Below are 20,614 nucleotides of genomic sequence, written 5' to 3' on the forward strand. Positions count from 1 at the left end.
AAAACCGTAGATATTCAATTGTTGAAAAGCGTAGATAATCCGGAAAAGCCCGAAATATCAAGGGTTTTCGGAGATGGGCCATCTACAGACCTACTCGATTTCGAGTCAGCCCCGTTATGACCACTTCGATACCGCTGCATATTTGGTGCCTGCTCTACACAGTGCTTTGTTATTATATCATGCGAGAATGAAAAAAACAAGCATTTTTTTAATAATACCAAAATACGTTTGTTGATAATTATATTAAGGGTACTACGGATGCTTGATGCTACTGCACGTTAGAAATGGGCAGAATGATTAAAACCAAAAGCAGCAGGATGTGAGGCCCTGCTGCTTTGGCTTTGGATGAAAAGTATTATTTTGTTGCACGATACAGAACCAGAGACTCATAAGGTCGCAGATACAGTTTAGTCTGTACAGAGGGATTGGCATAGTTGGAGAGAAGACAGGTGAAACCGTCAAGATCGACTGGACAATTCCAATCCACTTCCGTGCGGTAAAAGTTGTTGATAACGACAAGCTGTTCGCCGTGGAACCGGCGGGTATAGGCCAGCACAGATGGATGCATTTCATCCAGTGGTGCAAAGTCACCATAAGCGATCACATCATACTGTTTACGCAGTGCAATCAGCTTTCGATAGTGGGAGAACACCGATTTCGGGTCGTCTACCTGTGCCGCAGCGTTGATGCGTGTGTAATTAGGGTTAACGCTCAGCCACGGTTCGGCTGTGGTAAAACCGCCGTGCGCGTTGGTATCCCACTGCATGGGTGTACGCGCATTATCGCGTGAATGGACGCGAAGGATGTCATAAACGCTGTCTTCATGCAGACCGCGTGCGCGCAGAATGTGATAGTGGTTGATGCTTTCCACATCGCGGTACTGGTCGAGTGAGGTAAAGCCTGCATTGGTCATCCCGATTTCTTCACCCTGATAAACATACGGCGTACCGCGCAGGCAATGGATGACCGTGCCCAGCATTTTGGCAGACTGTGCCCAGTATTCATTTTCGTCTCCAAAGCGCGAGACAACGCGTGGCTGGTCGTGGTTGCACCAGAACACCGCGTTCCAGGCATTGTGATTGCTCATGCCAGTTTGCCATGAGAAAAGAATGTTCTTGAGCTTACCGAAGTCGAACGGTACCAGCACCCATTTTTCATTGCCGACAAAGTCTACCTTGAGGTGGTGAAATGAAAATACCATACTGAGTTCGCCCGTATCCGCACCCGCATAACGGAAGCAGTTTTCCATGCTGGTGCTAGACATCTCGCCGACCGTAATAATCTCGGCATCGGTGCCGAAAGTTGCGGCGCTCAGTTCGTGCAGAAACTCGTGCACACGCGGACCGTCTGTATAGAAGCGACGGTCGTCGCCTTCGTTGTCGGATTTATAGGAGCCCTTGCTGATGAGGTTGACCACATCAAAGCGGAAGCCCTTTACGCCCTTGTCCATCCAGAAGCGGATGACGTTTTGCAGTTCTTTGCGCACGCACGGATTTTCCCAGTTGAGGTCGGCCTGTGTCGGGTCGAACAGATGCAGGTACCATTTGCCTTTTTCGGGTACATACTGCCATGCGCTGCCGCCAAACTTGCTCTCCCAGTTGTTGGGGGGCGTGCCGTCTGGTCCGCCTTCGCGCCAGATATAGTAATCTTCGTATTTCTTGTCGCCTGCCATGGCTTTTTGAAACCACTCATGCTCGGTTGAGGTGTGGTTGAATACCATATCAAGCATCAGGCGGATGCCGCGCTGGGCGGCTTCCCTGGACAGCGTTTCAAAGTCTGCCATCGTGCCGAAGCGCGGGTCGACTGCACAGTAGTCGGCAACATCATAACCGTTGTCGCGCTGAGGGGAGGGGAAGAACGGGTTGAGCCAGATGTAATCCACACCTAGCGTCTTTAGGTAGTCGAGCTTGGCAGTTACGCCGCCCAAATCGCCTACGCCGTCGCCGTCTGAATCAAAAAAAGATTTAAAATAGCACTGATAAACAACGCTTTTTCGAAAATCAAACATTTCAGTTTTCCTCCTGTTTCAGGCAAGTTCGGCTGCAACCGTCTCGCTATGTTTGGCATCAATGCCCGTGTGAAATGTCATATTGGTGTGGCCTGCCGGTTCCGTGACAATGAGCACTGTGGTCTTGGGATGACCGGCGGATGTGATGTTGTTCGGGGAGAAGGTAATGAGTTTGTCGCCTGCCTTGACCGTGTCGCCTTCGTGAACGAACAGAGTAAAACCGTCGCCCTTCATATCCACCGTATCCACGCCGATATGGATGAGCAGTTCGGTGCCGTCTGCCAGCGTAAGACCGCAGGCATGGCGGCTGTCCTCCATGACAACCGAAACAGTTGCATCCGCTGGGGCATAGATGGTATCGCCCGTCGGTTCAAAGGCCATACCTTCGCCCATGATGCCTTTGGAGAACACATCATCCGGCACCTCAGACAGCGGCAGAGTGTGACCGTCGCAGATTGCCTGGAGTGCAACAGAAGCATGGGAGTCCGGCGTTTCTACTGCTGTCGGTTCAGCGGTTTCTACTGTGGGAGGTGCAGTCGGAGCGGATTCCATTACACGATCCTCTCGGGACAGCTTGCGGCTGCCCACAATATAAGTGAGCACAAATGGCACGATGATTGCAGCGGCCATCGCCAGCAGGAAGTTGACCCAGTATTCGGGGAAGATGGAGAGAATGCCCGGCAGACCGCCGACGCCAATGCTGATGGCAGTGACGCCTGTGCCGATTGAAATGACTGCGCCACAGGCTGAACCGATCATGCCGCATACGAGCGGGAAACCGTATTTTAGGTTGACACCGAACAGCGCAGGTTCGGTAACGCCAAGATAGCAGGAGATGCATGCCGGAATATTGACCTGTTGTGCGCGCTCATTGCGCTTTTGAAGAAAGGACATAGCGAGCACCGCCGAGCCTTGTGCAATATTCGACAGCGCAATCATAGGCCAAAGATTCGTTCCACCGTAGGTGTTGACCAGTTGGGAGTCGATTGCATTGGTCATGTGGTGCAGGCCGGTCATGACGATTGGTGCATAGAACAGACCGAAGAGTGCGGCAAAGACCAGCTTGAAATTCGAAGCCAGACCCATGTTGACGATATTTGCGATGAAGTCGCCGATTTTCCAGCCGATCGGGCCGACGACGGTATGTGCAATCAGCACAGCAGGCACTAGAGCGCAGAACGGTACAACGACCATGCTGACAACTTCAGGACAGATCTTTTTGAAGAACTTCTCTAAGTAGACCAGCACAAAGCCTGCCATGATTGCGGCAACAACTTGTCCCTGATAGCCAATCATCTGGACCTGTGCGAAGCCAAAGTCCCAAACCGGGATTTCGTTTGCCGGGGTAGTGGCAACCGAGAAACCGTTCAAGAGCTGTGGAGAAATCAGTGTCAGGCCGAGTACAATACCAAGGATTTGAGTAGTTCCCATCTTCTTAGTGATCGACCAAGTGATACCGACCGGAAGAAAATGAAAGATTGCCTCGCCAATCAGCCACAGAAAGCTGTACATACCCGCCCAGAACTGTGAAACGTCAGCCAGTGACTGGGTGCGGCCGTTGAGCAAGTCCACCTCACCGATGATGTTGCGAAAGCCCAGTACAAGACCGCCGCAGATGAGGGCAGGGATGATGGGAGCGAAGATTTCGCCCAACGCGCCCATGATGCGCTGAAGAAGGTTCTGGTTGGTTTTAGCTGCGCTCTTGACGGCATCTTTGCTTACGCCTTCAATGCCGGCATACTTGGTAAATTCCTGATAGAAGTTTGCTACGTCATTGCCGATGATGACCTGATACTGTCCGGCCTGTGTAAACGTACCCTTGACGCTGGGGATTTTTTCGATTTCCTTTTCATCGGCTTTTTTGGGATCGACAAGTACAAAGCGCATGCGCGTCATGCAATGTGAAACTGCTTGAATATTTGTCTTTCCGCCGATCTGTTCTAGCAGCGTCTGGACGTCCTGCTGGTACTTTCCCATGAATCTTCCTCCTATTGATTTTTGTTCCTCTACTTGTTCAAACAAGTTACCTGTTGAGGATAGGATACTGCTTTATGAAATGAAAAACAAGCGGATTCTTTAACAAAAAAACTAAAACTTTTTTAGGCGTTCTGCTGAGTAAAATGGATAAAATGATAGTAAAAAATCATATAATTCGTGCAAAAAGCCAATATGGATATACGATGATGCGGTATTTTGATTTTTTATGTCGGAAGGTTTTATAAATATGGTGTGTGTGTTATAATAAATAAATCAGTTTATGCTACTGAGAGGTGCGTTATGCCGAAGGCAAAATATGAACAACTGTATCAGATTCTGAAAGAAAAAATTGAATCCGGTACATATCCGCCGCAGGAAATGCTGCCAAGCGAACATACGTTAATTGCTGAGCTAGGGTGCTCGCGCAACACGTTGCGCCGCGCTGTGAGTGAACTGGTGCGGGAAGGCTATGTGCAGACGATGCAAGGCAAAGGGATGCGCAATATTTTTGAGCCTACCCAGCAAACAACATTTACACTGGGTACGATTGAGACATTCAGCGAGTCTGCGGCGCGCAACCAGAAACGCGGAACAAACAGGGTTCTGTTGTTTTTACCGGTAACAGCAGATCAGCAGCTTGCTGATAAGACTGGCTTTGCGGAGGGAACACCACTGTTTTACATCCAGCGTTTGCATTATCTAAATGGAAAGCCGTTGATTTTCAATCACAGTTATTTCCGGCAGGATGTGGCCAAGGACCTGACACAAGAGATAGCGGAACAATCTATTTATCGTTATCTGGAAACTGAACTACATGTATCTATCATCAATAGCAAGCGCGTGGTGACGGTGGAAAAGGCAACGCCGCTCGACCTCCAATATCTGGACTTGGGAGACTGCAATTGTCTTGCCGTCGTCAGCAGTCAGACTTATAATAGTGACGGCGTGATGTTTGAGTATACCCAGTCACGCCACCATCCAAATTTTTTCCGATTTCAAGATAATGCGGTGCGGCGTTCGTCCGCACAGGGTAAGCTGGAAGAATGCTAGAATGATTGCAAACCGAAAACATAGGAGAAGGAGTAACACGATGAGTATCAGGAAACGCTTTTGGGGCATTTGCAGCATCTTAGCAGCACTGATTTTAAGCGGATGCGGTGGAGCAGGAGAGCAGAATAACGCGACCGATATGCAAAATGACCAATCGGATACGGCGCAGAGTGAAACGCAAACCGAGGTTGAGAGCGTCGGCATGCATCATGCGGAAATCAAGATTCAAGACATGGGCACGATCACGGTCGAGTTGGATGGCGATGCTGCGCCAATCACGGTGAAGAATTTTATGGATTTAGCGGAAAGCGGTTTTTATAACGGTTTGACATTTCACCGGATCATTAACGGCTTTATGATGCAGGGTGGAGATCCGAACGGTGACGGCACGGGTGGCTCTGATCAGACCATCAAGGGTGAGTTTGCCGAAAATGGCGTGAAAAATGATTTGTCGCATACGCGCGGCGCAATCTCGATGGCACGTGCGCAGGATATGGACAGTGCTTCTTCACAGTTCTTCATTGTTCATCAGGACAGCACTTATCTGGATGGACAGTATGCTTGCTTCGGCTACGTGACCGACGGTATGGACATTGTCGATAAGATTTGCGAGAATACGCCGGTAGAGGATGGCAACGGCACGGTGCTGCCGGAAAACCAGCCGGTGATCGAAAGCATTACTATCACCGATTAATGGAATGCAGAAAAACCGTCTCCTATGGGAGACGGTTTTTCTGCATTGGCACAAACAGATTCAAGAGATAGCAGCCCGAAGTTGTGTCAAAAAAAATTCGGCAGCCTTGGATAGAGCTGCATATCGTTTCCAGACCAGCGACATACCCAAGGTAATGTCCGGCGTGAGGGGACGAAAGCAGAGACTGCTGTCGCCGCCGGTGTTAATGAGTTTATCCAGTGTCAATACATAGCCCATGTTTTCATCAGCCATCAGAGAGGCATTGTATGCTAGGTTGTAGGTTGCGCTGATTTGCAGTTCAGACAAGGGTTTTTGTATCCATTGCAGGAAGCTCGGAAAATGAATCATCTGACGGGATAAAATTAGAGGTTTGTCCCACAGATCCTCCGCCGCGATACAGTCTTTGCATGCAAGAGGAGCGTCTTTGCGCATCAGAACACCCCAATGGTCCAGCATGGGCAGTGCCAGCTGTTCATATTTGGAGGAGTCGGTTGTGCCGAGCAGCAAACCAAAGTCGAAAAGTCCTTTGTCCAGTCGGTCAATCAGATCTTGCCCATCGCCGCTGACGATGTGAAAATGGACATCCGGGTATTTTTGCTGAATTTGGTGAGCCACCCGAGCAATAGCACGAAGTGAGTCGGTTTCACCGGCTCCAATGAAGATATCACCAGCCATCCCGTGACCGGATTGCTGAATCTCGTTCTCGGTTTTCTGGACCAGATCGATAATTTCCTGTGCGCGCTTACGGAATAAACGGCCCTCTTCGGTCAATCCGATTTTGTGATTCCGCTTGCCGCGCACCAGAAGCTGCTTGCCAAGCTCTTCCTCCAAATCTTTCAGTTGGCGTGAAATGGTGGGCTGCGTCAGATTCAAGTACTCAGCCGCCGCCGAAATGCTCTGCTCCTGTGTGACAGCTAAAAAATATTCCAAAACCCGAAGTTCCATGTTCCACCTCTCATTCTAACAGGAAATATCAGATATAGATAAATACAGTCTACCGATAATATGCATGCTTGTCAAGCATGAAATAAAGAAAAGGATAAGTATTTGCTATTGGATTGTTTTCTTTTTATAATAAAAGGGGAAGGAAAAGGACGATGACCGGAAAGTAAGTGTGTATCCAAAAGTATGCAGGACAAATGATGGGTGTGTGCATAACGGAGGAATGAAAATGGGTAAAAAAGTTTTAATTGTGGCGACCAGCCCGCGAAGGAACGGAAATTCCAACCATCTTGCCGATGAATTTGCGAAAGGCGCGGTGCAGGCGGGACATCAGGTAGAAACAGTTTATTTGTGCGAAAAAAACATCGGGTTCTGTCGGGGGTGTCTGTCCTGTCAGAAAACCATGCGTTGTGTTATCCGCGATGATGCAGATACAATCGTACAGAAAATGCGCGCAGCAGATGTATTGGTGTTTGCAACACCGGTTTATTACTACGGCATGAGCGGTCAAATGAAAACCATGTTGGATCGGGCAAATCCGCTGTTTCCATCCGACTATATCTTCCGGGATATTTATTTACTGACTGCGGCGGCAGAGGATGATCCGGAAACGCCGGAAGGCACAGTGCATGGCTTACAGGGCTGGATCAGTTGCTTCGAAAAAGCACGTCTGGCAGGTAGTGTGTTTGCAGGCGGTGTGACGGATGCAGGGGAAATTGAAGGTCATCCGGCGCTGCAAACTGCGTTTGAAATGGGAAGCAGAATATGACAGGAAAGGAAGCGTATTAATATGGCAGTCAAGCAGACGGCGGGACGGGATTCGTTGGGTGTCTTTGCTCCGAAATTTGCCGAACTCAATGATGATGTGTTATTTGGGGAGGTGTGGAGCAGAGAGGATAAACTCTCGCTGCGCGACCGCTCACTGGTGACGGTAGTGTGCCTGATGGCGCAGGGACTGGTGGATTCTTCGTTCCAATACCACTTGACCACTGCAAAGCAGAACGGCATCACCCGTACAGAAATCGCAGAGATCTTGACACACGCCGCGTTTTACGCAGGATGGCCTAAGGCGTGGGCAGCGTTCCGAATGGCAAAAGAGGTATGGACGGAAGAAGCGCAAGCAGTGGATGGCAAAGCTGCGCATCAGAATGAAATGGTGTTTCCCATCGGTCAGCCGAACGATGCGTATGCACAGTATTTTATCGGGCAGAGCTATCTCGCGCCGGTATCGACCGAGCAGGTTGGAATCTTCAATGTGACCTTTGAACCAGGATGCCGCAATAACTGGCATATCCATCACGCAGATAAGGGCGGCGGGCAGATTCTCATTTGTGTAGCCGGCAAGGGCTATTATCAGGAATGGGGAAAGCCTGCGGTGGAATTACATCCGGGGGATACAGTCAATATTCCGGTAGGGGTGAAGCACTGGCATGGTGCCGCGCCAGATAGTTGGTTCTCGCATCTTGCGGTAGAGGTACCGGGTGAAAATGGCAGTAACGAATGGCTGGAAGCGGTAGACGACGCGGCATATGCAGCCGTATATAGGCGGAATGCTTGACAAATGTTCCAACAAGTGATAATTTAAATATATTGCAAGGGAGCTTCTATGGGAGGCTGAGAGGAGGTTTCGACCTCGACCTTACCTGATTTGGATAATGCCAACGTAGGGATGCTGGAACAAGTTGGAACCGCATGTGGGTGCGGACATTTTCGGACGCGAAAGGACATCCTGATTGGGATGTCCTTTTTTTCATGCAGAAATGATAGGAGGAAGCGGGAATGAAGAAGGTACTTACCATTGCAGGCTCAGACTGCTCGGGTGGTGCGGGCGTGCAGGCGGATCTGAAAACAATGGCGGCACATGGTATATTCGGTATGAGTGTGATTGTGTCAGTTGTGGCGGAAAATACTGCTCGTGTGATTGATATTCAGGACGTTAGCCCTAAGATGATTGAGGAACAGATCGATGCGGTGTTTGAAGATATGGTGCCGGACGCAGTCAAGATTGGGATGCTTTCCTCGCCTGCGTGCATGAAAGCGGTTGCAGGCAAGCTTGCGCAATACAAGCCGCAGCATGTGGTCATTGACCCTGTGATGTTTGCTAAAAACGGAGATGCGCTTATGGACCCCGCTTCAGTTGGCACACTGATCGAGACCGTGCTGCCGTTTGCAGACATTCTGACGCCCAATATTCCGGAGGCGCAGTATATTGCGGATATGCACATTACAACACCAGCAGATATGGAGGAGGCGGCGCGCCGCATCCATGCTAAGGGCTGCCGCAACGTGTTGGTGAAAGGCGGAAAGAATATGGCGGGAGCAGTAGATGTACTGTATGATGGTACAGATTTTCACCGATATGAGATTGTGCAGCTAAATAGCACAAGCACACACGGAACTGGCTGCACGTTGTCTTCGGCGATTGCGTCCAATCTTGCGCTCGGGTATTCCATTCCGGAGGCAGTGGACCGTGCGAAGTCTTACGTAACTGACGCCATTCGCCATGCGCCCGGCTTTGGAACGGGCTGCGGGCCGCTGAATCATTTTTGTCGCATTTTCCCGGAGGAGTGAGTTGCTATGCAAACAAAATCTGTTCGTAAACTGACAATTGCAGGCCTTCTGGTGGCGGTAGCCGTGGTTGGCAGCCTATTTTCCATTCCTGTTCTGGGCGCGAAGTGCTCGCCTGTACAGCACATGGTTAACGTACTGGGAGCGGTACTGCTCGGACCGTGGTATGCTGTTGGCATGGCGTTTGCCGCCTCGCTCATCCGGAATCTGCTGGGACTTGGCAGTCTGCTGGCGTTTCCTGGCTCGATGATTGGCGCACTGCTGTGCGGCGTTGCGTATAAACTGCTGCCCAAGCTGCCGGTCGCGTATGTCGGTGAAGTTTTCGGTACGGGTGTTTTGGGCGGCATCGCGTCTTACCCGATTGCAGCGGTGTTGATGAACAACAAGGCTGCAGCACTGTTTACTTTTGTGCCATCCTTTCTGGTATCGACCGCAGTAGGTGCTGCGATTTCTGTTTTGGTTTTGGCGGCACTTAAGCGCACGCAGGTATTTGGTGAGCTGGAGGGGGCGCTGCGGTGACGGAAAGTCTGAAACAGATCGTATCACATACCCATTCAGTCTGTCCAATGGTGCATTCGATTACCAATAATGTGACTATTAATGATTGCGCAAATATCATCCTTGCTGCGGGCGGTACTGCTATCATGGCGCAGGACGAGCGTGAGGTTGAGGAAATTACCGCACACGCCGACGCATTAGTACTGAACATGGGCGCGCTGCGCGCACAGGAAGCCATGCTGCTGGCTGCACGTACATCCAAACAGCTGGGACATCCGGTTGTGCTGGACCCAGTCGCGGCAGGGGCAAGCCGTTTGCGCAGCGAAATGTGTAGCCGTTTGCTGGCAGAAGGGCTGGTGTCGGTTATTCGCGGCAATGCATCCGAGATTCGTGCGCTTGCAGCGGGACAAGAGAATGCCGCAGGTGTGGAAGTTAACGCGCTTGACCGTGTGACTGAGCAAAATCTTGCCGAATCTGCTGCATGGCTGCGCCAGTTCAGTCAGCAGACTGGCACTGTTGTCATGCTGACCGGCGTGATTGACCTGATAACTGATGGACAACGTACCGCAGTGCTGCGGGGCGGCAGTGCGCTGATGGGCCGGATTACCGGTGCCGGCTGCATGCTTACGTCGCTGACCGCACTGTATTGCGGCGCGAATCCAAATATGCTTTTTGAAGCTGCTGTTGCGGCGGCGGAGGTGATGAATCATTGCGGAGAACAAGCGCAGGTGCGCGTGCGTAAAGAGATGGAGGGCACCGCTTCCTTTCGCACACGCCTGATCGACGCAGTCAGTCTGTTGACTGCCGATGATCTGGCAAACGCACATCAAATTCAACTAATTTAAGAAAAACACAACAAGTGCTGTCGGCGAGATGCTGTCAGTCCAAGTCATTCATTGGGGGTACCACCTTGAAAAACAACCAAACAACCGAGAGACTGCTTGACGCGTCCCGGGAAATATGGGCGGGTTATCTGAACCATCCCTTTGTCCGGGGCATTGCAGACGGCAGCCTTGCTGTAAACAAATTCCGTTTCTATCTGTTGCAGGACTACCTGTACCTGTTCGATTACGCTAAAGTATTCGCGCAGGGTGTGGTCAAGTCTCGTGAGCCTGAGATTATGCGCACCTACGCATCCTATGTGGCCAGCATTCTAAATGGTGAAATGGAAATCCATCGCGGCTATATGGCGCGGTTGGGGATCACTGAGACACAGGCAGAGTCTGTTAAGCCCTCGCTGAGCAACCAGTCTTACACCGCTTATATGCGTGCAGTCGCGGCTGAAGAAGGCCCGGCGGAAATCATGGCGGCTGTACTGTCATGTGCGATTAGCTATGAGTACATCGCAAAGTGGATTGTCAAAAATTATCCGGATGCAGAAAACCACGATTTCTATGGTGAGTGGGTACGCGGCTATGCCAGTGAAAGCTATGCTGCGGAAAATCAGCGCTTAATTGCGCTGATGGAGCGCTTAAGTGCGGATTATACCGAAGTACAGCTTCAGCGATTGACCGACATTTTTGTCGCTTGTTCACGCTATGAGGCAATGTTTTGGGATATGGCGTGGAACGAGGCGATGTAAAGCATGCTTAAGTTTCAAAATGTTGTATTCCAATATGACAGTGAGGATTTCAATATCATTGACGGTCTATCATTCCATATTGCGCCAGGGGAGTTCGTGTCGGTTATCGGCCCGTCAGGCTGTGGTAAGTCCACAATCTTTCGGCTGACCAATCAGCTTTTATCCAAAAAGTCGGGCGAGATTCTGGTTGGCGGTGAGAAGATCGATGGGCGGCGCGGCTACTGCGGTTACATGCCGCAGCGTGATCTGCTGTTCCCATGGCGCTCTGTGCGGGATAATCTGTGCCTGCCCATGGAGATCCATGGTGGCATCAGCCGCGCAGAAATGGTGCAGCATGCAGACGAGACATTGGCACATGTCGGCCTGTCCGGCTGGGGTGACAAGCGGCCGGATGAGCTTTCCGGTGGTATGCGGCAACGCGCGGCTTTTGCGCGCACGCTTCTGACCGGCTCAGATTTGTTACTGCTGGACGAGCCGTTTTCCGCGCTGGATTTCCTCACGCGCATCAACATGCAGGAGTGGCTGCTTGACCAATGGGAGAGCGATCACAAGACCGTGCTGTTCATAACGCATGACGTGGAGGAGGCAATTTTTCTGTCCAGCCGTGTGCTGGTGGTGGAGGAAACACCGATACGCCGTCTGGTATCGTTTGAAGTGCCTGCGCCGTATCCCCGCACTCGTGCGTGCCTGACCGAGCCTAAAATGCTTGCGCTGCGTGAGCAGCTGATCGCCCTGCTTCGGCGGGAGGTGGCGGTATGAAGGAGAATGCCAATCTTCCTGCGCTGCTGTTTCTGTTTGTGTTGCTTGTTGCTTGGCAAGCGGGGGCAATGGGTATGGATGCGGCCTATATCCTGCCATCGCCGACGCAGATTCTGGTGCGTATGTGGGAGCTGCGCGGTCCGCTGCTGACCGCCCATCTGCCGGCCACTCTGCTTTGCACGGGTATTGGCCTTGCAATTTCGATTGTGCTTGGTCTGATGCTGGCCGTATGGATGGATGCCAGCCCAGTAGCAGAGAAGATGCTTTATCCGCTGATTGTCGCTTCGCAAACCATTCCGACCACGGCACTCGCGCCGCTTTTTGTGCTTTGGTTTGGCTACACAATCTGGAGCAAGGTGCTGGTTACTGTGCTGATTACATTTTTCCCGATTGCCATTACGGTGTTTGACGGCTTCCGATCGGCCAGCACGGATATGATCGATATGCTCAAAACCTTTGGCGCGGGCAAGCGAGAGATTTTTCTTAAGCTAAAACTGCCCGCTGCGCTGCCATATTTCTTTTCGGCCATTAAAATGGCGATTCCGCTGTCCATTATTGGCGCTGCGATCGGCGAATGGTTGGGCGCACAGGCAGGATTGGGCTATTTCAGCCGCCGTATGATGACGCAATTGGACGGCGCAGGGGTGTTCGCGCCTATCGTGCTGCTCAGCGTGGTGGCAATGGTGGCAGTAGCGATTGTGTCGTGGGTTGAGAAAAAAGTTGTGACTTGGCGCGGAAGTTTATAATAGAAATGAAACGGAAAGGAACAGAACATAGATGAAAAAGAGATTTTTTGCAGCGCTGGCGGCATGTGCGCTGCTGCTGAGTGGCTGCGCAGGCGGCCAGAAGGCTGGAAATAACACGGAAAACGCAGAGAATAGTAACAGCGATTTGCGTGAACTGACCGTTGTACTTGACTGGTATCCAAATGCGCTTCATGCGTTTTTGTATCAGGCGGAGCAGGCCGGTTATTTTGCCGAGGAGGGCCTGACGGTCAACATTCAGCCGCCTGCAGGTGTTAATGACGCGATGAGCATGGTTGCTGCCGGCAAGGCAGACATTGGCCTGTATTATCAGCAGGATGTTATTCAGGCACGTGTCGAACAGAATGTGCCGGTCAAGTCGATTGGTGCAGTGGTGCAGGCGCCGCTGAACATTATTCTGTCACTCAAGGAAAAGAACATCACTGAGCCGGCAGATCTGGTTGGTAAGACGATCGGTTATGCGGGCACTGAGCTTTCCGAGGCGCTTGTGAACAGCATCATGAAAAGCAGTGGGCAGGACCCGTCGAGCGTGAAGATGGTGGATGTTGGCTTTGACCTGATGAGTTCGATGGTGACGGGCAATGTCGACGCGACGATTGGCTGTTTGGTCAACCACGAAGTGCCGCAGATGGAGAAGGAAGGCTTTGAGGTCAATTATTTCTTCCCAGATGACTACGGTGTTCCGCAGTACTATGAAGGTATCTTTCTGGCAAATGATGAGATGATTGAAAACGAGCCGGATGTACTCGCAGGATTCCTGCGAGCCTGCCAGAAGGGCTTTGATGACTTCAAAAACGATACGGACACAGTGCTGCAGGTGCTGCTGGACAACCAGGACGAATCCAATTTCCCGCTTGATCCGGATGTGGAAAAGCAGTCCTGCCAGACGCTTCTGCCCCTGATGGAAACCGCAGATGCGCCGTTCCTCAGCCAAAGCGAATCCTGCTGGCAGGAAAATATCGACTGGATGTATGACGAGGGATTGATTTCGACCAAGCCGGATGTTTCCGAAGTCATGGCAACCATTAATTTTTAATCACCTTTACCTCACAATTGGATGAGAGGAAAACCAAAAAAGAAATGATACAAAAAAACTCCCTCTATGTTTGATAGAGGGAGTTTTTGTAGATGGGAGAAACGGGAAACTGTGGAGTATGACACGGTTTACTGATTTTTTTGCCGGGTAAACGTTATTCTGGTTTGCGGTCACTGCCAAAGAAAAAGGTTGTCAGCACACCGGGACCGGTATGTGAACCGATGACCGTGCCAATATAGCGAATATCCGATTGCACGCCGCTTTTTTTCAGGAGATCCGCCAGCTTTTGCGCATCTTCCGGACAATCGCCGTGACAAATACGGACAATTTGCTTTTTATCGGACATTTCCCGTACAGTTCGATCAGCTAAATACTGAATGGCTTTCTGCCGTCCGCGCACTTTGCCGCATACACTGAGCTTGCCTTCGTTATCCACCCAGATGAGTGGTTTGATTCCCAGCAGACTGCCGACAACAGCAGAGGTTTTGCTAAGCCGTCCACCGCGGTGCAGATGGCCCAGATCATCTACAGTGACCAGATGAATGACATGCAGACGCATTTGCTCGATGGCGGCAGCCGTCACTTCGGCGGTGCACCCGCTGTCGCGCATTTCACGTGCTTTGTCTACAAGCAGGTACTCGCCGCCAGTAGCGGAAAGCGAATCTACACAGAAAATTTTTCGATCCGGGTAGAGTGGAACCAACTCGTCGCGTGCCATACATCCAGCATGGAATGTTCCGGACAGGCCGGACGAAAAACCGATATACAGCACATCCTGACCAGCGTCCAGTGCTTCACGGAAGATGGTCAGGAAAGTATCAAGCTTTGCCTGTGAGGTGCTCGACTGCTTACCCTGACGCAGCAAATCGTAAAACTGATGGAAAGATACGGTTTGGCCGCAGTCTTCTTCAATGGTACGGTTATCAATGGTAAAAGCGAGTGGCACACACTTGATTGCATTCTGGGAAAAATAAGAAGCAGTTTCGTCAATGGTGGAATCGGTAACAAGCGTAAACGGATACATGGGCATACTCCTTTCAGACGGGATGGATTTAGCCGATGATTTCTAAAGTGGTATCACACGCACCAGTCAGAGAACGTGCAGGACCTTGAGTCACAATTTCATAGGTGTTTTCACAGCCGACCAGACCAATACCGTCCAATGCAATTTTGGGCTCGACAGCGAGCGTCATACCGGCAGTTAGCGGTTCGTTAAAGCCTCTAGCCAAAACCGGGGTTTCATCCATCGTCAATCCAATGGAATGGCCGAAAAATTTGCAGGCATTCATAAAGCCGCTGCGGAAAGTGGGATCGACACAAGCAAGCAGTTTTTCGTAAATTTCGGCCGGGACAGCACCCGGCTTCATCATGGCTGCGGCTTCGTTTTCCAGAAACACACATTGCTCTCGCGCGGTACGAATCAGGCTGCCTTGCGGATGGCGGCTCAGTTCTCCGTAATAGAAAGTAATACTTTTGTCGGTGTGATAACCATGCATGCCGCAGGGGATGTCCAGTAACACCACATCACCTTCGTGCAGACGTCGCTCAGAAGAGCCAATGGACTTCATGGCGATGCAGGTGCCAACCGTGCCGGACGGACTGTCGAGAGCTGCTGCACGCAGACTGTTTTCACTGAAGCTGGCAACGCCCAACACATCTTCTGCCGCAGGCTGATTGAAGCGGGAAATACCCATGGCGCCGCGGTCCAGCATCGCAGTGCAAACTTCGCTGCAAAGGCGTGCCTCACTGACACCGGAGCGAAGCAGGGCAGGTGCTATCTGCTCAATCACCTGCTGGTGTAGGCGGCCGGACTGACGCATGCAGTCCAGTTCATATTGGCTCTTCACTGCACGCAGTTGGCTTAGTATGTCATCCGCAGGTTTGGGGATAAAGGGCAGATACTTGTTGAGCATGGTCAGCTTTTGCAACGTCATAGTGCGTGATGCAACATAGACGGTTTCCGGTATATTGGAAAAGGCTTCTGCAATGCCACGGAAACTGCCAAGCGGGCGAATATCACTGAAAAGTGATTCCTGCTGTGCGCAGTCGTAAGAACGCCGTACAAACAAGGTCGCTTCCTCCGGGGTGATGACGAGCGCGCCTTCCTGCATTGTGCCGGTGAAATAATAAAGATCAATCTTGTTTTCCAGAATCATCATGGACCATGCGGGATCACGCTGCTCCAAAGCATGGCGTAAACGGTCAAGACGGGCCGACAGTTCATCGGCAGGAACAGGGGTATGGGGCATTGCTATCGTCCTCCGGTAAAGAATTTTAAATTTGTATACTTTATCTTATCACAGATTTGTAAACAGGGCAATGCATGTAGATTGACTTTTACAATTTGGTGCGCTATCATGATATATGTGAAAGTTTTTGATGAAAGGAGTCGGGTTATGCGCAGACTAGTAGGGCGCCTGTTGGGCGACCGCCGGATCGTGGGCGGCTTTTTATTGGCATTGCAGCTGCTGATTGTGATGTATGGACTGGGTTGGCTGAGTGAAACCTCAAGCTGGATGCCGCATGCATTGACGGTGCTCAGTGTCATTATTGTAATCTGGTTGGTTCGCAAATACGATAATCCGACTTATAAAATTACGTGGATTATTGTTATTTTGCTTTTGCCGCTTTTTGGCGGACTGTTTTATCTGCTTTGGGGCAATACGCCGCTTAATCGTGCGCGCACACAGCACAAATATGAGCCGAATCCGCCTGATTTTAAGGATTATATGCGCACGCCGGCTACGGAAGAGCTGGCCGAGCGGTATCCGCGCCATGCATCACGCGCACGGTATATTGAGTCTTTGGACGGTATGCCCGCCTGGACAAACACAGAAGCGCATTATTTCCGTTTGGGGGAGGAAATGTTTGCTTCCATGTGTGAAGAACTAAAGCGGGCGCATAAATTTATCTTTTTTGAGTACTTTATCATCGAGGAAGGCGTCATGTGGAATACCATTCTCGATATCCTCAAGCAAAAGGTGCGGGAAGGCGTAGATGTTCGGGTAATCTATGATGACGTAGGTTCGATCGCCACACTGCCGAAGCATTATGACAGGTATCTGATTTCGCTCGGCATTCGTGCAGTTCGATTCAACCGCTTTATTCCAACGCTAAACACCTATTTGAACTACCGCAATCATCGCAAAATGATGATTATTGACGGGAACGTCGGCTATATGGGTGGTATCAATCTGGCGGATGAATATATCAACAAAAAGGTGCGTTTCGGACATTGGAAGGACACCGGCATCATGCTGCGCGGTGAGGGAACGGCAAATATGACCTCGCTCTTCCTACAAATGTGGGAGTATGTGACAGGGGAGACGGTTCCGCCGCTGGACGCCTATCTGCCGACTGCAAAATTGCCGCCGGATGGCTATGTGCAACCTTTTGCAGATTCTCCGTTGGATGATTTGAATATTGGTGAATCAATTTATTTGCAAATCATCCATAATGCGCGCGACTATGTTTATATCACGACACCTTACCTGGTACTGGATAACGAGATGATTACGGCACTGACCATTGCAGCGCAATCCGGCGTGGATGTGCGTATTCTAACACCAGGCATTCCGGATAAAAAGCTGGTTTATATGATTACTCGCTCGTATTATCAGCAGCTGCATCGCGCCGGGGTAAAGATTTACGAATACCGTCCCGGATTTCTGCATGCAAAAAGCATTGTGTCAGATGATACAACAGCAGTGGTCGGTACCATCAATATGGACTTTCGGTCGTTTTTTCTTCATTTTGAATGTGCTACTTGTTTTTACAACAGTTCTGTAGTGGGTGCCGTCAAGCAGGATATTCTGGAAACAATTAACGTCAGTCGCCCCATTACCGATGAGTGGCTGCACAAGATTCGTTGGCTGCGCTCAATTGCGGCAAGCGTATTGCGTCTGTTTGCACCTTTGCTATAAGTAAAACGGCGGTGACAACCCGAGAAGATATCGGGAGGGATGACTGATATGCAGCAGCAGGAGCGGGTTTTGTTTGCGATACTGGATGCAGGAGAACTGTTGTTGACCGCGGGGGCGGAGGTTGCTCGTGTTGAGGATACCATTCGCCGCATGGCGCATGCATATGGGTTCGCCCGAGCTGATGTGCTGACGATTACAGCCAGCATGGTAGTAACCGCGCAGACAGCGGAAGGAGAGGTGTTCACGCAGACCCGGCGGATTCTAAGGCGTGAAACCGATATGCGGAGAATTGAAGCGATCAATGCGCTTTCACGTGAGGTTTGCCGGAGTCCGCTGCCGCTGGAGGAGTTACATGCGCGGATTGAGACTATTCGCAGTATGCCGGAGGATTCAAAATGGAGACTGCCCGTGGCATATTTGCTCATCGCGGGTTCGTTTGCGGTATTCTTTGGTGGAACATGGCGGGATGGCATCGCGGCTATGCTATGCAGTATGGTGCTGTATGCGGTAGGGCGTGTCGGAGCACGTATCAGCCTTCAGCCAATTGTGTTGACGGTAATTAGTGCTGCGGTTATGTGCTTCGCTGCCTTGATTACGGTTAAAATGGGGCTGGGCCAAGGATTGGATTATATTATCATCGGCAATATTATGCTGCTGATTCCGGGCATTGCGCTGGTGACTTCGCTGCGTGATATGATTGTCGGCGATACCATCAGCGGTCTTTTGGGAGCGTGTGAAGCACTGCTTCGTGCGATTGCCATTGCTGCGGGGTGCGCGCTGGTACTGATGCAATTAGGAGGCGCAGTATGAACGCTCAAATGATACAGCAGGTGTTGATGGCGACGGTTGGTGCACTGGGATTTGGATTGCTATTTCATATGTCCGGTGGGCGGCTTCTAGCAATTACGCTGGGTGGTGCGGCAAACTGGATTTTTTACCTGCTTGGCATGCAGGTTTATCACGACCGGGTGATTGCGTTTTTTGCAGCTGCGCTGGCAACGGCGGTATTGGCGGAAATTTTGGCTCGTTTGATGAAAATACCGGTTATCACCCTGCTGGTCCCTATGCTGGTTCCCTTGATTCCAGGCGGTGATTTATACTATACCACACTTGCATTGGTGCAGGGGGATATGGAGGCTTTTGCACAGTATGGCGGCATGTTTATTCGTGAAGCAGGTGCGATTTCCTTTGGCATTATTTTGGTAGCATGCGCCGTACAAACGGCCTTTCGTCTGTGGGTACTGTTTCGAGAGCAGAGAACATGAAAAGCGTTCTGCACAATGGAATGCATGCAGAACGCTTTTAAAAAAAGAAATATAATAGCAGATAAACCAGACAGCCGGCAATCGCGGCCCAAATTAGAAAGGTCAGTAGCAGACAAAACAGATAACTGACCGGAAAACGAGCGCACCGCAGCATTTCTCCCAAAGTGTCCGGGTCTCCAAGGCCGAGCAGCGCGGTAGTGACAGCCTCATCATGCGAATCGCCGCGTTCATTTTCCAGATATTCTATGCGGGATAGGATGTGATCGGTCAATTCACGCCGCACCCGCGCGCGGTAGGGTGGCCAGAATAAATGATGGCACACTTGATTGAGATAGTGGGTAATGCGTTCATCCGAGGACACACGCCTCACCTCCGACTACCTTGCCAAATTGCTTGCAGAAGGATTCCCATTCGCGCCGGCAGCGAGCCAGCGTTTTGACGCCTTGGCGGGTAAGTTGATAATATCGCCTACAACGCCCTGCATCGGACGCGCGCTCGTAAGAGCGCACTTCGCCGTGCGCTTCCAATCCGTGAAGAATCGGGTAGAGGGTGCCTTCTTTCATGGAAAAGGTCTGATCGGATCGACATTCCAGCTCTCGAATGATTTGATAGCCGTATTTATCCTCATCTTCCAGCAGTGCGAGGACAAGCAGTGTATTGCTGCCTGGAAAAGCGGGATTACTTTTTTTACGCGACATAGAAGCACCTCCAATACCTCGATTACCGATGTATCCATAGTATATCCCCGCAGGAGGGATGTGTCAAACAAATTATGGGGAAAAGACCTTGCTTTATGGGAAAAATTCGTGTATTATAATCAAGTATCTGTTCATTTCGGAGGATAAAAATATGTTTGCCGATTTATTCAACTGGCTGCTCGGCGCAGGACGTGAGCTGGCAGTTGTCATTATTTCGATGGTGCCGTTGGTGGAGCTGCGCGGTGCAGTACCGCTGGGTGTTATGGCGGGTATGCCAGAGGCCACATTGATTCCATTGGCCATTTTTGGAAATATGATTCCTATTCCGTTTTTGCTGTTTTTCGGTGAAAAAATTTTGGACTGGGTGTGCACGCTGCCGCCGTTGACCAAATTTGCGACAGCCTATAAGCAGAAATTGCTTTCCAAAACCGATCAGGTTACCAAATACGCACGTATTGGCTTGTTCTTGTTTGTTGCAATCCCGTTGCCGGGTACCGGAGCGTGGTCGGGTGCGCTGATTGCTACTATTTTGAAAATGCCAAAAACCAAGGCGCTGCTGTCTATTTTGGCGGGTGTTGTTACGGCGGGTATCATTATGCTGATTGCATCACACAGCGTGATAGGTGTGGTGAATTTGTTTTAAAAAATGCGTCCGGAGTGAATGCCGGACGCATTTTTCCGATATCAGGGGAATGAAAATAAAAACGACCGGCAAATCATTTTGCAGATTTGTCGGTCGTTGGTGCCGTCAAGATTTATGCGCAAAATTATTTGCAGGCTCCGGCTGAATGAAGTCAGCCGGCAATAGAGGCGTCGTACAGAGCCGCCTCCAAGTGCTTCATGTTCATGT

General features: G+C 50.6%; 22 protein-coding genes and 1 riboswitch. Of the genes, 15 read left to right on the plus strand and 7 right to left on the minus strand.

Annotated elements, in window-relative coordinates; all coding sequences use genetic code 11:
• Positions 1-355: 355 nt before the first annotated feature.
• Positions 356-2,008, minus strand: coding sequence for an alpha,alpha-phosphotrehalase (gene treC, locus ACTQ34_RS14495; RefSeq protein ID WP_441364426.1), 1,653 nt, complete (start codon positions 2,006-2,008; stop codon positions 356-358).
• Between the two features lie 18 nt (positions 2,009-2,026).
• Positions 2,027-3,985, minus strand: coding sequence for a PTS system trehalose-specific EIIBC component (gene treP, locus ACTQ34_RS14500; protein ID WP_441364427.1), 1,959 nt, complete (start codon positions 3,983-3,985; stop codon positions 2,027-2,029).
• A 300-nt stretch (positions 3,986-4,285) separates the two neighbouring features.
• Here treP and ACTQ34_RS14505 point away from each other — a divergent pair, with 300 nt between their 5' ends.
• Both ACTQ34_RS14505 and ACTQ34_RS14510 read left to right on the plus strand, forming a co-directional pair.
• Entirely contained in the window at positions 4,286-5,035 is a 750-nt protein-coding gene (locus ACTQ34_RS14505; protein ID WP_441364428.1) for a GntR family transcriptional regulator, read from the plus strand.
• A gap of 40 nt (positions 5,036-5,075) precedes the next feature.
• The gene (locus ACTQ34_RS14510; protein WP_441364429.1) at positions 5,076-5,729 is read left to right on the plus strand and encodes a peptidylprolyl isomerase; all 654 of its coding nucleotides are present in this window, start codon (positions 5,076-5,078) and stop codon (positions 5,727-5,729) included.
• Between the two features lie 60 nt (positions 5,730-5,789).
• On the opposite strand, the gene ACTQ34_RS14515 is transcribed toward ACTQ34_RS14510, so the two are convergent.
• Positions 5,790-6,674, minus strand: coding sequence for a LysR family transcriptional regulator (locus tag ACTQ34_RS14515; protein ID WP_441364430.1), 885 nt, complete (start codon positions 6,672-6,674; stop codon positions 5,790-5,792).
• A gap of 226 nt (positions 6,675-6,900) precedes the next feature.
• On the opposite strand from ACTQ34_RS14515, the gene ACTQ34_RS14520 reads away from it, so the two are divergent.
• From ACTQ34_RS14520 to ACTQ34_RS14560, 9 genes are all read left to right on the plus strand, one after another.
• Entirely contained in the window at positions 6,901-7,440 is a 540-nt protein-coding gene (locus tag ACTQ34_RS14520; protein WP_441364431.1) for a flavodoxin family protein, read from the plus strand.
• A 21-nt stretch (positions 7,441-7,461) separates the two neighbouring features.
• Positions 7,462-8,229: a carboxymuconolactone decarboxylase family protein gene (locus tag ACTQ34_RS14525; protein WP_441364432.1), complete on the plus strand. Its 768-nt coding sequence runs from the start codon at positions 7,462-7,464 to the stop codon at positions 8,227-8,229.
• Between the two features lie 26 nt (positions 8,230-8,255).
• A riboswitch (TPP riboswitch) is annotated at positions 8,256-8,359 on the plus strand.
• Between the two features lie 91 nt (positions 8,360-8,450).
• A complete protein-coding gene (thiD, locus tag ACTQ34_RS14530; protein ID WP_441364433.1) occupies positions 8,451-9,242 on the plus strand; it encodes a bifunctional hydroxymethylpyrimidine kinase/phosphomethylpyrimidine kinase in 792 nt (263 codons plus the stop codon).
• Positions 9,243-9,248: 6 nt separating this feature from the next.
• Positions 9,249-9,758 carry an energy coupling factor transporter S component ThiW gene (gene thiW, locus ACTQ34_RS14535; RefSeq protein ID WP_441364434.1) on the plus strand — a complete coding sequence of 170 codons (510 nt, stop codon included), beginning with the start codon at positions 9,249-9,251 and terminating at the stop codon, positions 9,756-9,758.
• Complete coding sequence (gene thiM / locus ACTQ34_RS14540) at positions 9,755-10,582, plus strand: hydroxyethylthiazole kinase (RefSeq protein ID WP_441364435.1); 828 nt, start codon at positions 9,755-9,757, stop codon at positions 10,580-10,582. The genes thiW and thiM overlap by 4 nt, the downstream gene beginning before the upstream one ends.
• Before the next feature lie 65 nt (positions 10,583-10,647).
• Positions 10,648-11,319 carry a thiaminase II gene (gene tenA / locus ACTQ34_RS14545; protein WP_441364436.1) on the plus strand — a complete coding sequence of 224 codons (672 nt, stop codon included), beginning with the start codon at positions 10,648-10,650 and terminating at the stop codon, positions 11,317-11,319.
• A 3-nt stretch (positions 11,320-11,322) separates the two neighbouring features.
• On the plus strand, positions 11,323-12,078 hold the full coding sequence (locus ACTQ34_RS14550; protein WP_441364437.1) for an ABC transporter ATP-binding protein: 756 nt from the start codon (positions 11,323-11,325) through the stop codon (positions 12,076-12,078).
• On the plus strand, positions 12,075-12,824 hold the full coding sequence (locus ACTQ34_RS14555) for an ABC transporter permease (RefSeq protein ID WP_441364438.1): 750 nt from the start codon (positions 12,075-12,077) through the stop codon (positions 12,822-12,824). Before ACTQ34_RS14550 ends, ACTQ34_RS14555 begins: the two co-directional genes overlap by 4 nt.
• Before the next feature lie 31 nt (positions 12,825-12,855).
• Positions 12,856-13,878: an ABC transporter substrate-binding protein gene (locus ACTQ34_RS14560; RefSeq protein ID WP_441364439.1), complete on the plus strand. Its 1,023-nt coding sequence runs from the start codon at positions 12,856-12,858 to the stop codon at positions 13,876-13,878.
• A gap of 154 nt (positions 13,879-14,032) precedes the next feature.
• Here ACTQ34_RS14560 and ACTQ34_RS14565 read toward each other — a convergent pair whose 3' ends face one another.
• A complete protein-coding gene (locus ACTQ34_RS14565; RefSeq protein WP_441364440.1) occupies positions 14,033-14,902 on the minus strand; it encodes a DegV family protein in 870 nt (289 codons plus the stop codon).
• Between the two features lie 28 nt (positions 14,903-14,930).
• A complete protein-coding gene (locus ACTQ34_RS14570; RefSeq protein ID WP_441364441.1) occupies positions 14,931-16,127 on the minus strand; it encodes a M24 family metallopeptidase in 1,197 nt (398 codons plus the stop codon).
• Positions 16,128-16,274: 147 nt separating this feature from the next.
• On the opposite strand from ACTQ34_RS14570, the gene cls reads away from it, so the two are divergent.
• The 3 genes from cls to ACTQ34_RS14585 are packed head-to-tail and all read left to right on the plus strand — an operon-like array spanning position 16,275 to position 19,066.
• The gene (gene cls / locus ACTQ34_RS14575) at positions 16,275-17,801 is read left to right on the plus strand and encodes a cardiolipin synthase (protein WP_441364442.1); all 1,527 of its coding nucleotides are present in this window, start codon (positions 16,275-16,277) and stop codon (positions 17,799-17,801) included.
• A gap of 48 nt (positions 17,802-17,849) precedes the next feature.
• Positions 17,850-18,611 carry a threonine/serine exporter family protein gene (locus ACTQ34_RS14580; RefSeq protein WP_441364443.1) on the plus strand — a complete coding sequence of 254 codons (762 nt, stop codon included), beginning with the start codon at positions 17,850-17,852 and terminating at the stop codon, positions 18,609-18,611.
• On the plus strand, positions 18,608-19,066 hold the full coding sequence (locus tag ACTQ34_RS14585) for a threonine/serine exporter family protein (RefSeq protein ID WP_441364444.1): 459 nt from the start codon (positions 18,608-18,610) through the stop codon (positions 19,064-19,066). Before ACTQ34_RS14580 ends, ACTQ34_RS14585 begins: the two co-directional genes overlap by 4 nt.
• Positions 19,067-19,103: 37 nt before the next feature.
• Here the strand turns inward: ACTQ34_RS14585 and ACTQ34_RS14590 are convergent, their stop codons facing one another.
• Both ACTQ34_RS14590 and ACTQ34_RS14595 read right to left on the minus strand, forming a co-directional pair.
• Complete coding sequence (locus ACTQ34_RS14590; protein ID WP_441364445.1) at positions 19,104-19,427, minus strand: permease prefix domain 1-containing protein; 324 nt, start codon at positions 19,425-19,427, stop codon at positions 19,104-19,106.
• Positions 19,414-19,764 (minus strand): PadR family transcriptional regulator, encoded by a 351-nt coding sequence (locus ACTQ34_RS14595; RefSeq protein WP_441364446.1) that lies wholly within the window; start codon positions 19,762-19,764, stop codon positions 19,414-19,416. Before ACTQ34_RS14595 ends, ACTQ34_RS14590 begins: the two co-directional genes overlap by 14 nt.
• Positions 19,765-19,915: 151 nt before the next feature.
• Here ACTQ34_RS14595 and ACTQ34_RS14600 point away from each other — a divergent pair, with 151 nt between their 5' ends.
• Complete coding sequence (locus tag ACTQ34_RS14600; RefSeq protein WP_441364447.1) at positions 19,916-20,407, plus strand: COG2426 family protein; 492 nt, start codon at positions 19,916-19,918, stop codon at positions 20,405-20,407.
• The last annotated feature ends 207 nt before the right edge of the window (positions 20,408-20,614 follow it).

This window comes from Agathobaculum sp. LCP25S3_E8 (assembly GCF_052117165.1).
Classification (GTDB): domain Bacteria; phylum Bacillota; class Clostridia; order Oscillospirales; family Butyricicoccaceae; genus Agathobaculum.

What these genes read in the sequence shown, in the direction of transcription:
- ACTQ34_RS14525 (WP_441364432.1), top strand. Translation starts at nt 7,462, where the DNA reads ATGGCAGTCAAGCAGACGGCGGGACGGGATTCGTTGGGTGTCTTTGCT.
- thiW (WP_441364434.1), top strand. Translation starts at nt 9,249, where the DNA reads ATGCAAACAAAATCTGTTCGTAAACTGACAATTGCAGGCCTTCTGGTG.
- ACTQ34_RS14550 (WP_441364437.1), top strand. Translation starts at nt 11,323, where the DNA reads ATGCTTAAGTTTCAAAATGTTGTATTCCAATATGACAGTGAGGATTTC.
- ACTQ34_RS14510 (WP_441364429.1), top strand. Translation starts at nt 5,076, where the DNA reads ATGAGTATCAGGAAACGCTTTTGGGGCATTTGCAGCATCTTAGCAGCA.
- treP (WP_441364427.1), bottom strand. Translation starts at nt 3,985, where the DNA reads ATGGGAAAGTACCAGCAGGACGTCCAGACGCTGCTAGAACAGATCGGC.
- ACTQ34_RS14560 (WP_441364439.1), top strand. Translation starts at nt 12,856, where the DNA reads ATGAAAAAGAGATTTTTTGCAGCGCTGGCGGCATGTGCGCTGCTGCTG.
- treC (WP_441364426.1), bottom strand. Translation starts at nt 2,008, where the DNA reads ATGTTTGATTTTCGAAAAAGCGTTGTTTATCAGTGCTATTTTAAATCT.
- ACTQ34_RS14585 (WP_441364444.1), top strand. Translation starts at nt 18,608, where the DNA reads ATGAACGCTCAAATGATACAGCAGGTGTTGATGGCGACGGTTGGTGCA.
- ACTQ34_RS14515 (WP_441364430.1), bottom strand. Translation starts at nt 6,674, where the DNA reads ATGGAACTTCGGGTTTTGGAATATTTTTTAGCTGTCACACAGGAGCAG.
- ACTQ34_RS14520 (WP_441364431.1), top strand. Translation starts at nt 6,901, where the DNA reads ATGGGTAAAAAAGTTTTAATTGTGGCGACCAGCCCGCGAAGGAACGGA.
- thiD (WP_441364433.1), top strand. Translation starts at nt 8,451, where the DNA reads ATGAAGAAGGTACTTACCATTGCAGGCTCAGACTGCTCGGGTGGTGCG.
- ACTQ34_RS14595 (WP_441364446.1), bottom strand. Translation starts at nt 19,764, where the DNA reads ATGTCGCGTAAAAAAAGTAATCCCGCTTTTCCAGGCAGCAATACACTG.
- ACTQ34_RS14565 (WP_441364440.1), bottom strand. Translation starts at nt 14,902, where the DNA reads ATGTATCCGTTTACGCTTGTTACCGATTCCACCATTGACGAAACTGCT.
- cls (WP_441364442.1), top strand. Translation starts at nt 16,275, where the DNA reads ATGCGCAGACTAGTAGGGCGCCTGTTGGGCGACCGCCGGATCGTGGGC.
- ACTQ34_RS14505 (WP_441364428.1), top strand. Translation starts at nt 4,286, where the DNA reads ATGCCGAAGGCAAAATATGAACAACTGTATCAGATTCTGAAAGAAAAA.
- ACTQ34_RS14600 (WP_441364447.1), top strand. Translation starts at nt 19,916, where the DNA reads ATGTTTGCCGATTTATTCAACTGGCTGCTCGGCGCAGGACGTGAGCTG.
- ACTQ34_RS14570 (WP_441364441.1), bottom strand. Translation starts at nt 16,127, where the DNA reads ATGCCCCATACCCCTGTTCCTGCCGATGAACTGTCGGCCCGTCTTGAC.
- ACTQ34_RS14580 (WP_441364443.1), top strand. Translation starts at nt 17,850, where the DNA reads ATGCAGCAGCAGGAGCGGGTTTTGTTTGCGATACTGGATGCAGGAGAA.
- ACTQ34_RS14555 (WP_441364438.1), top strand. Translation starts at nt 12,075, where the DNA reads ATGAAGGAGAATGCCAATCTTCCTGCGCTGCTGTTTCTGTTTGTGTTG.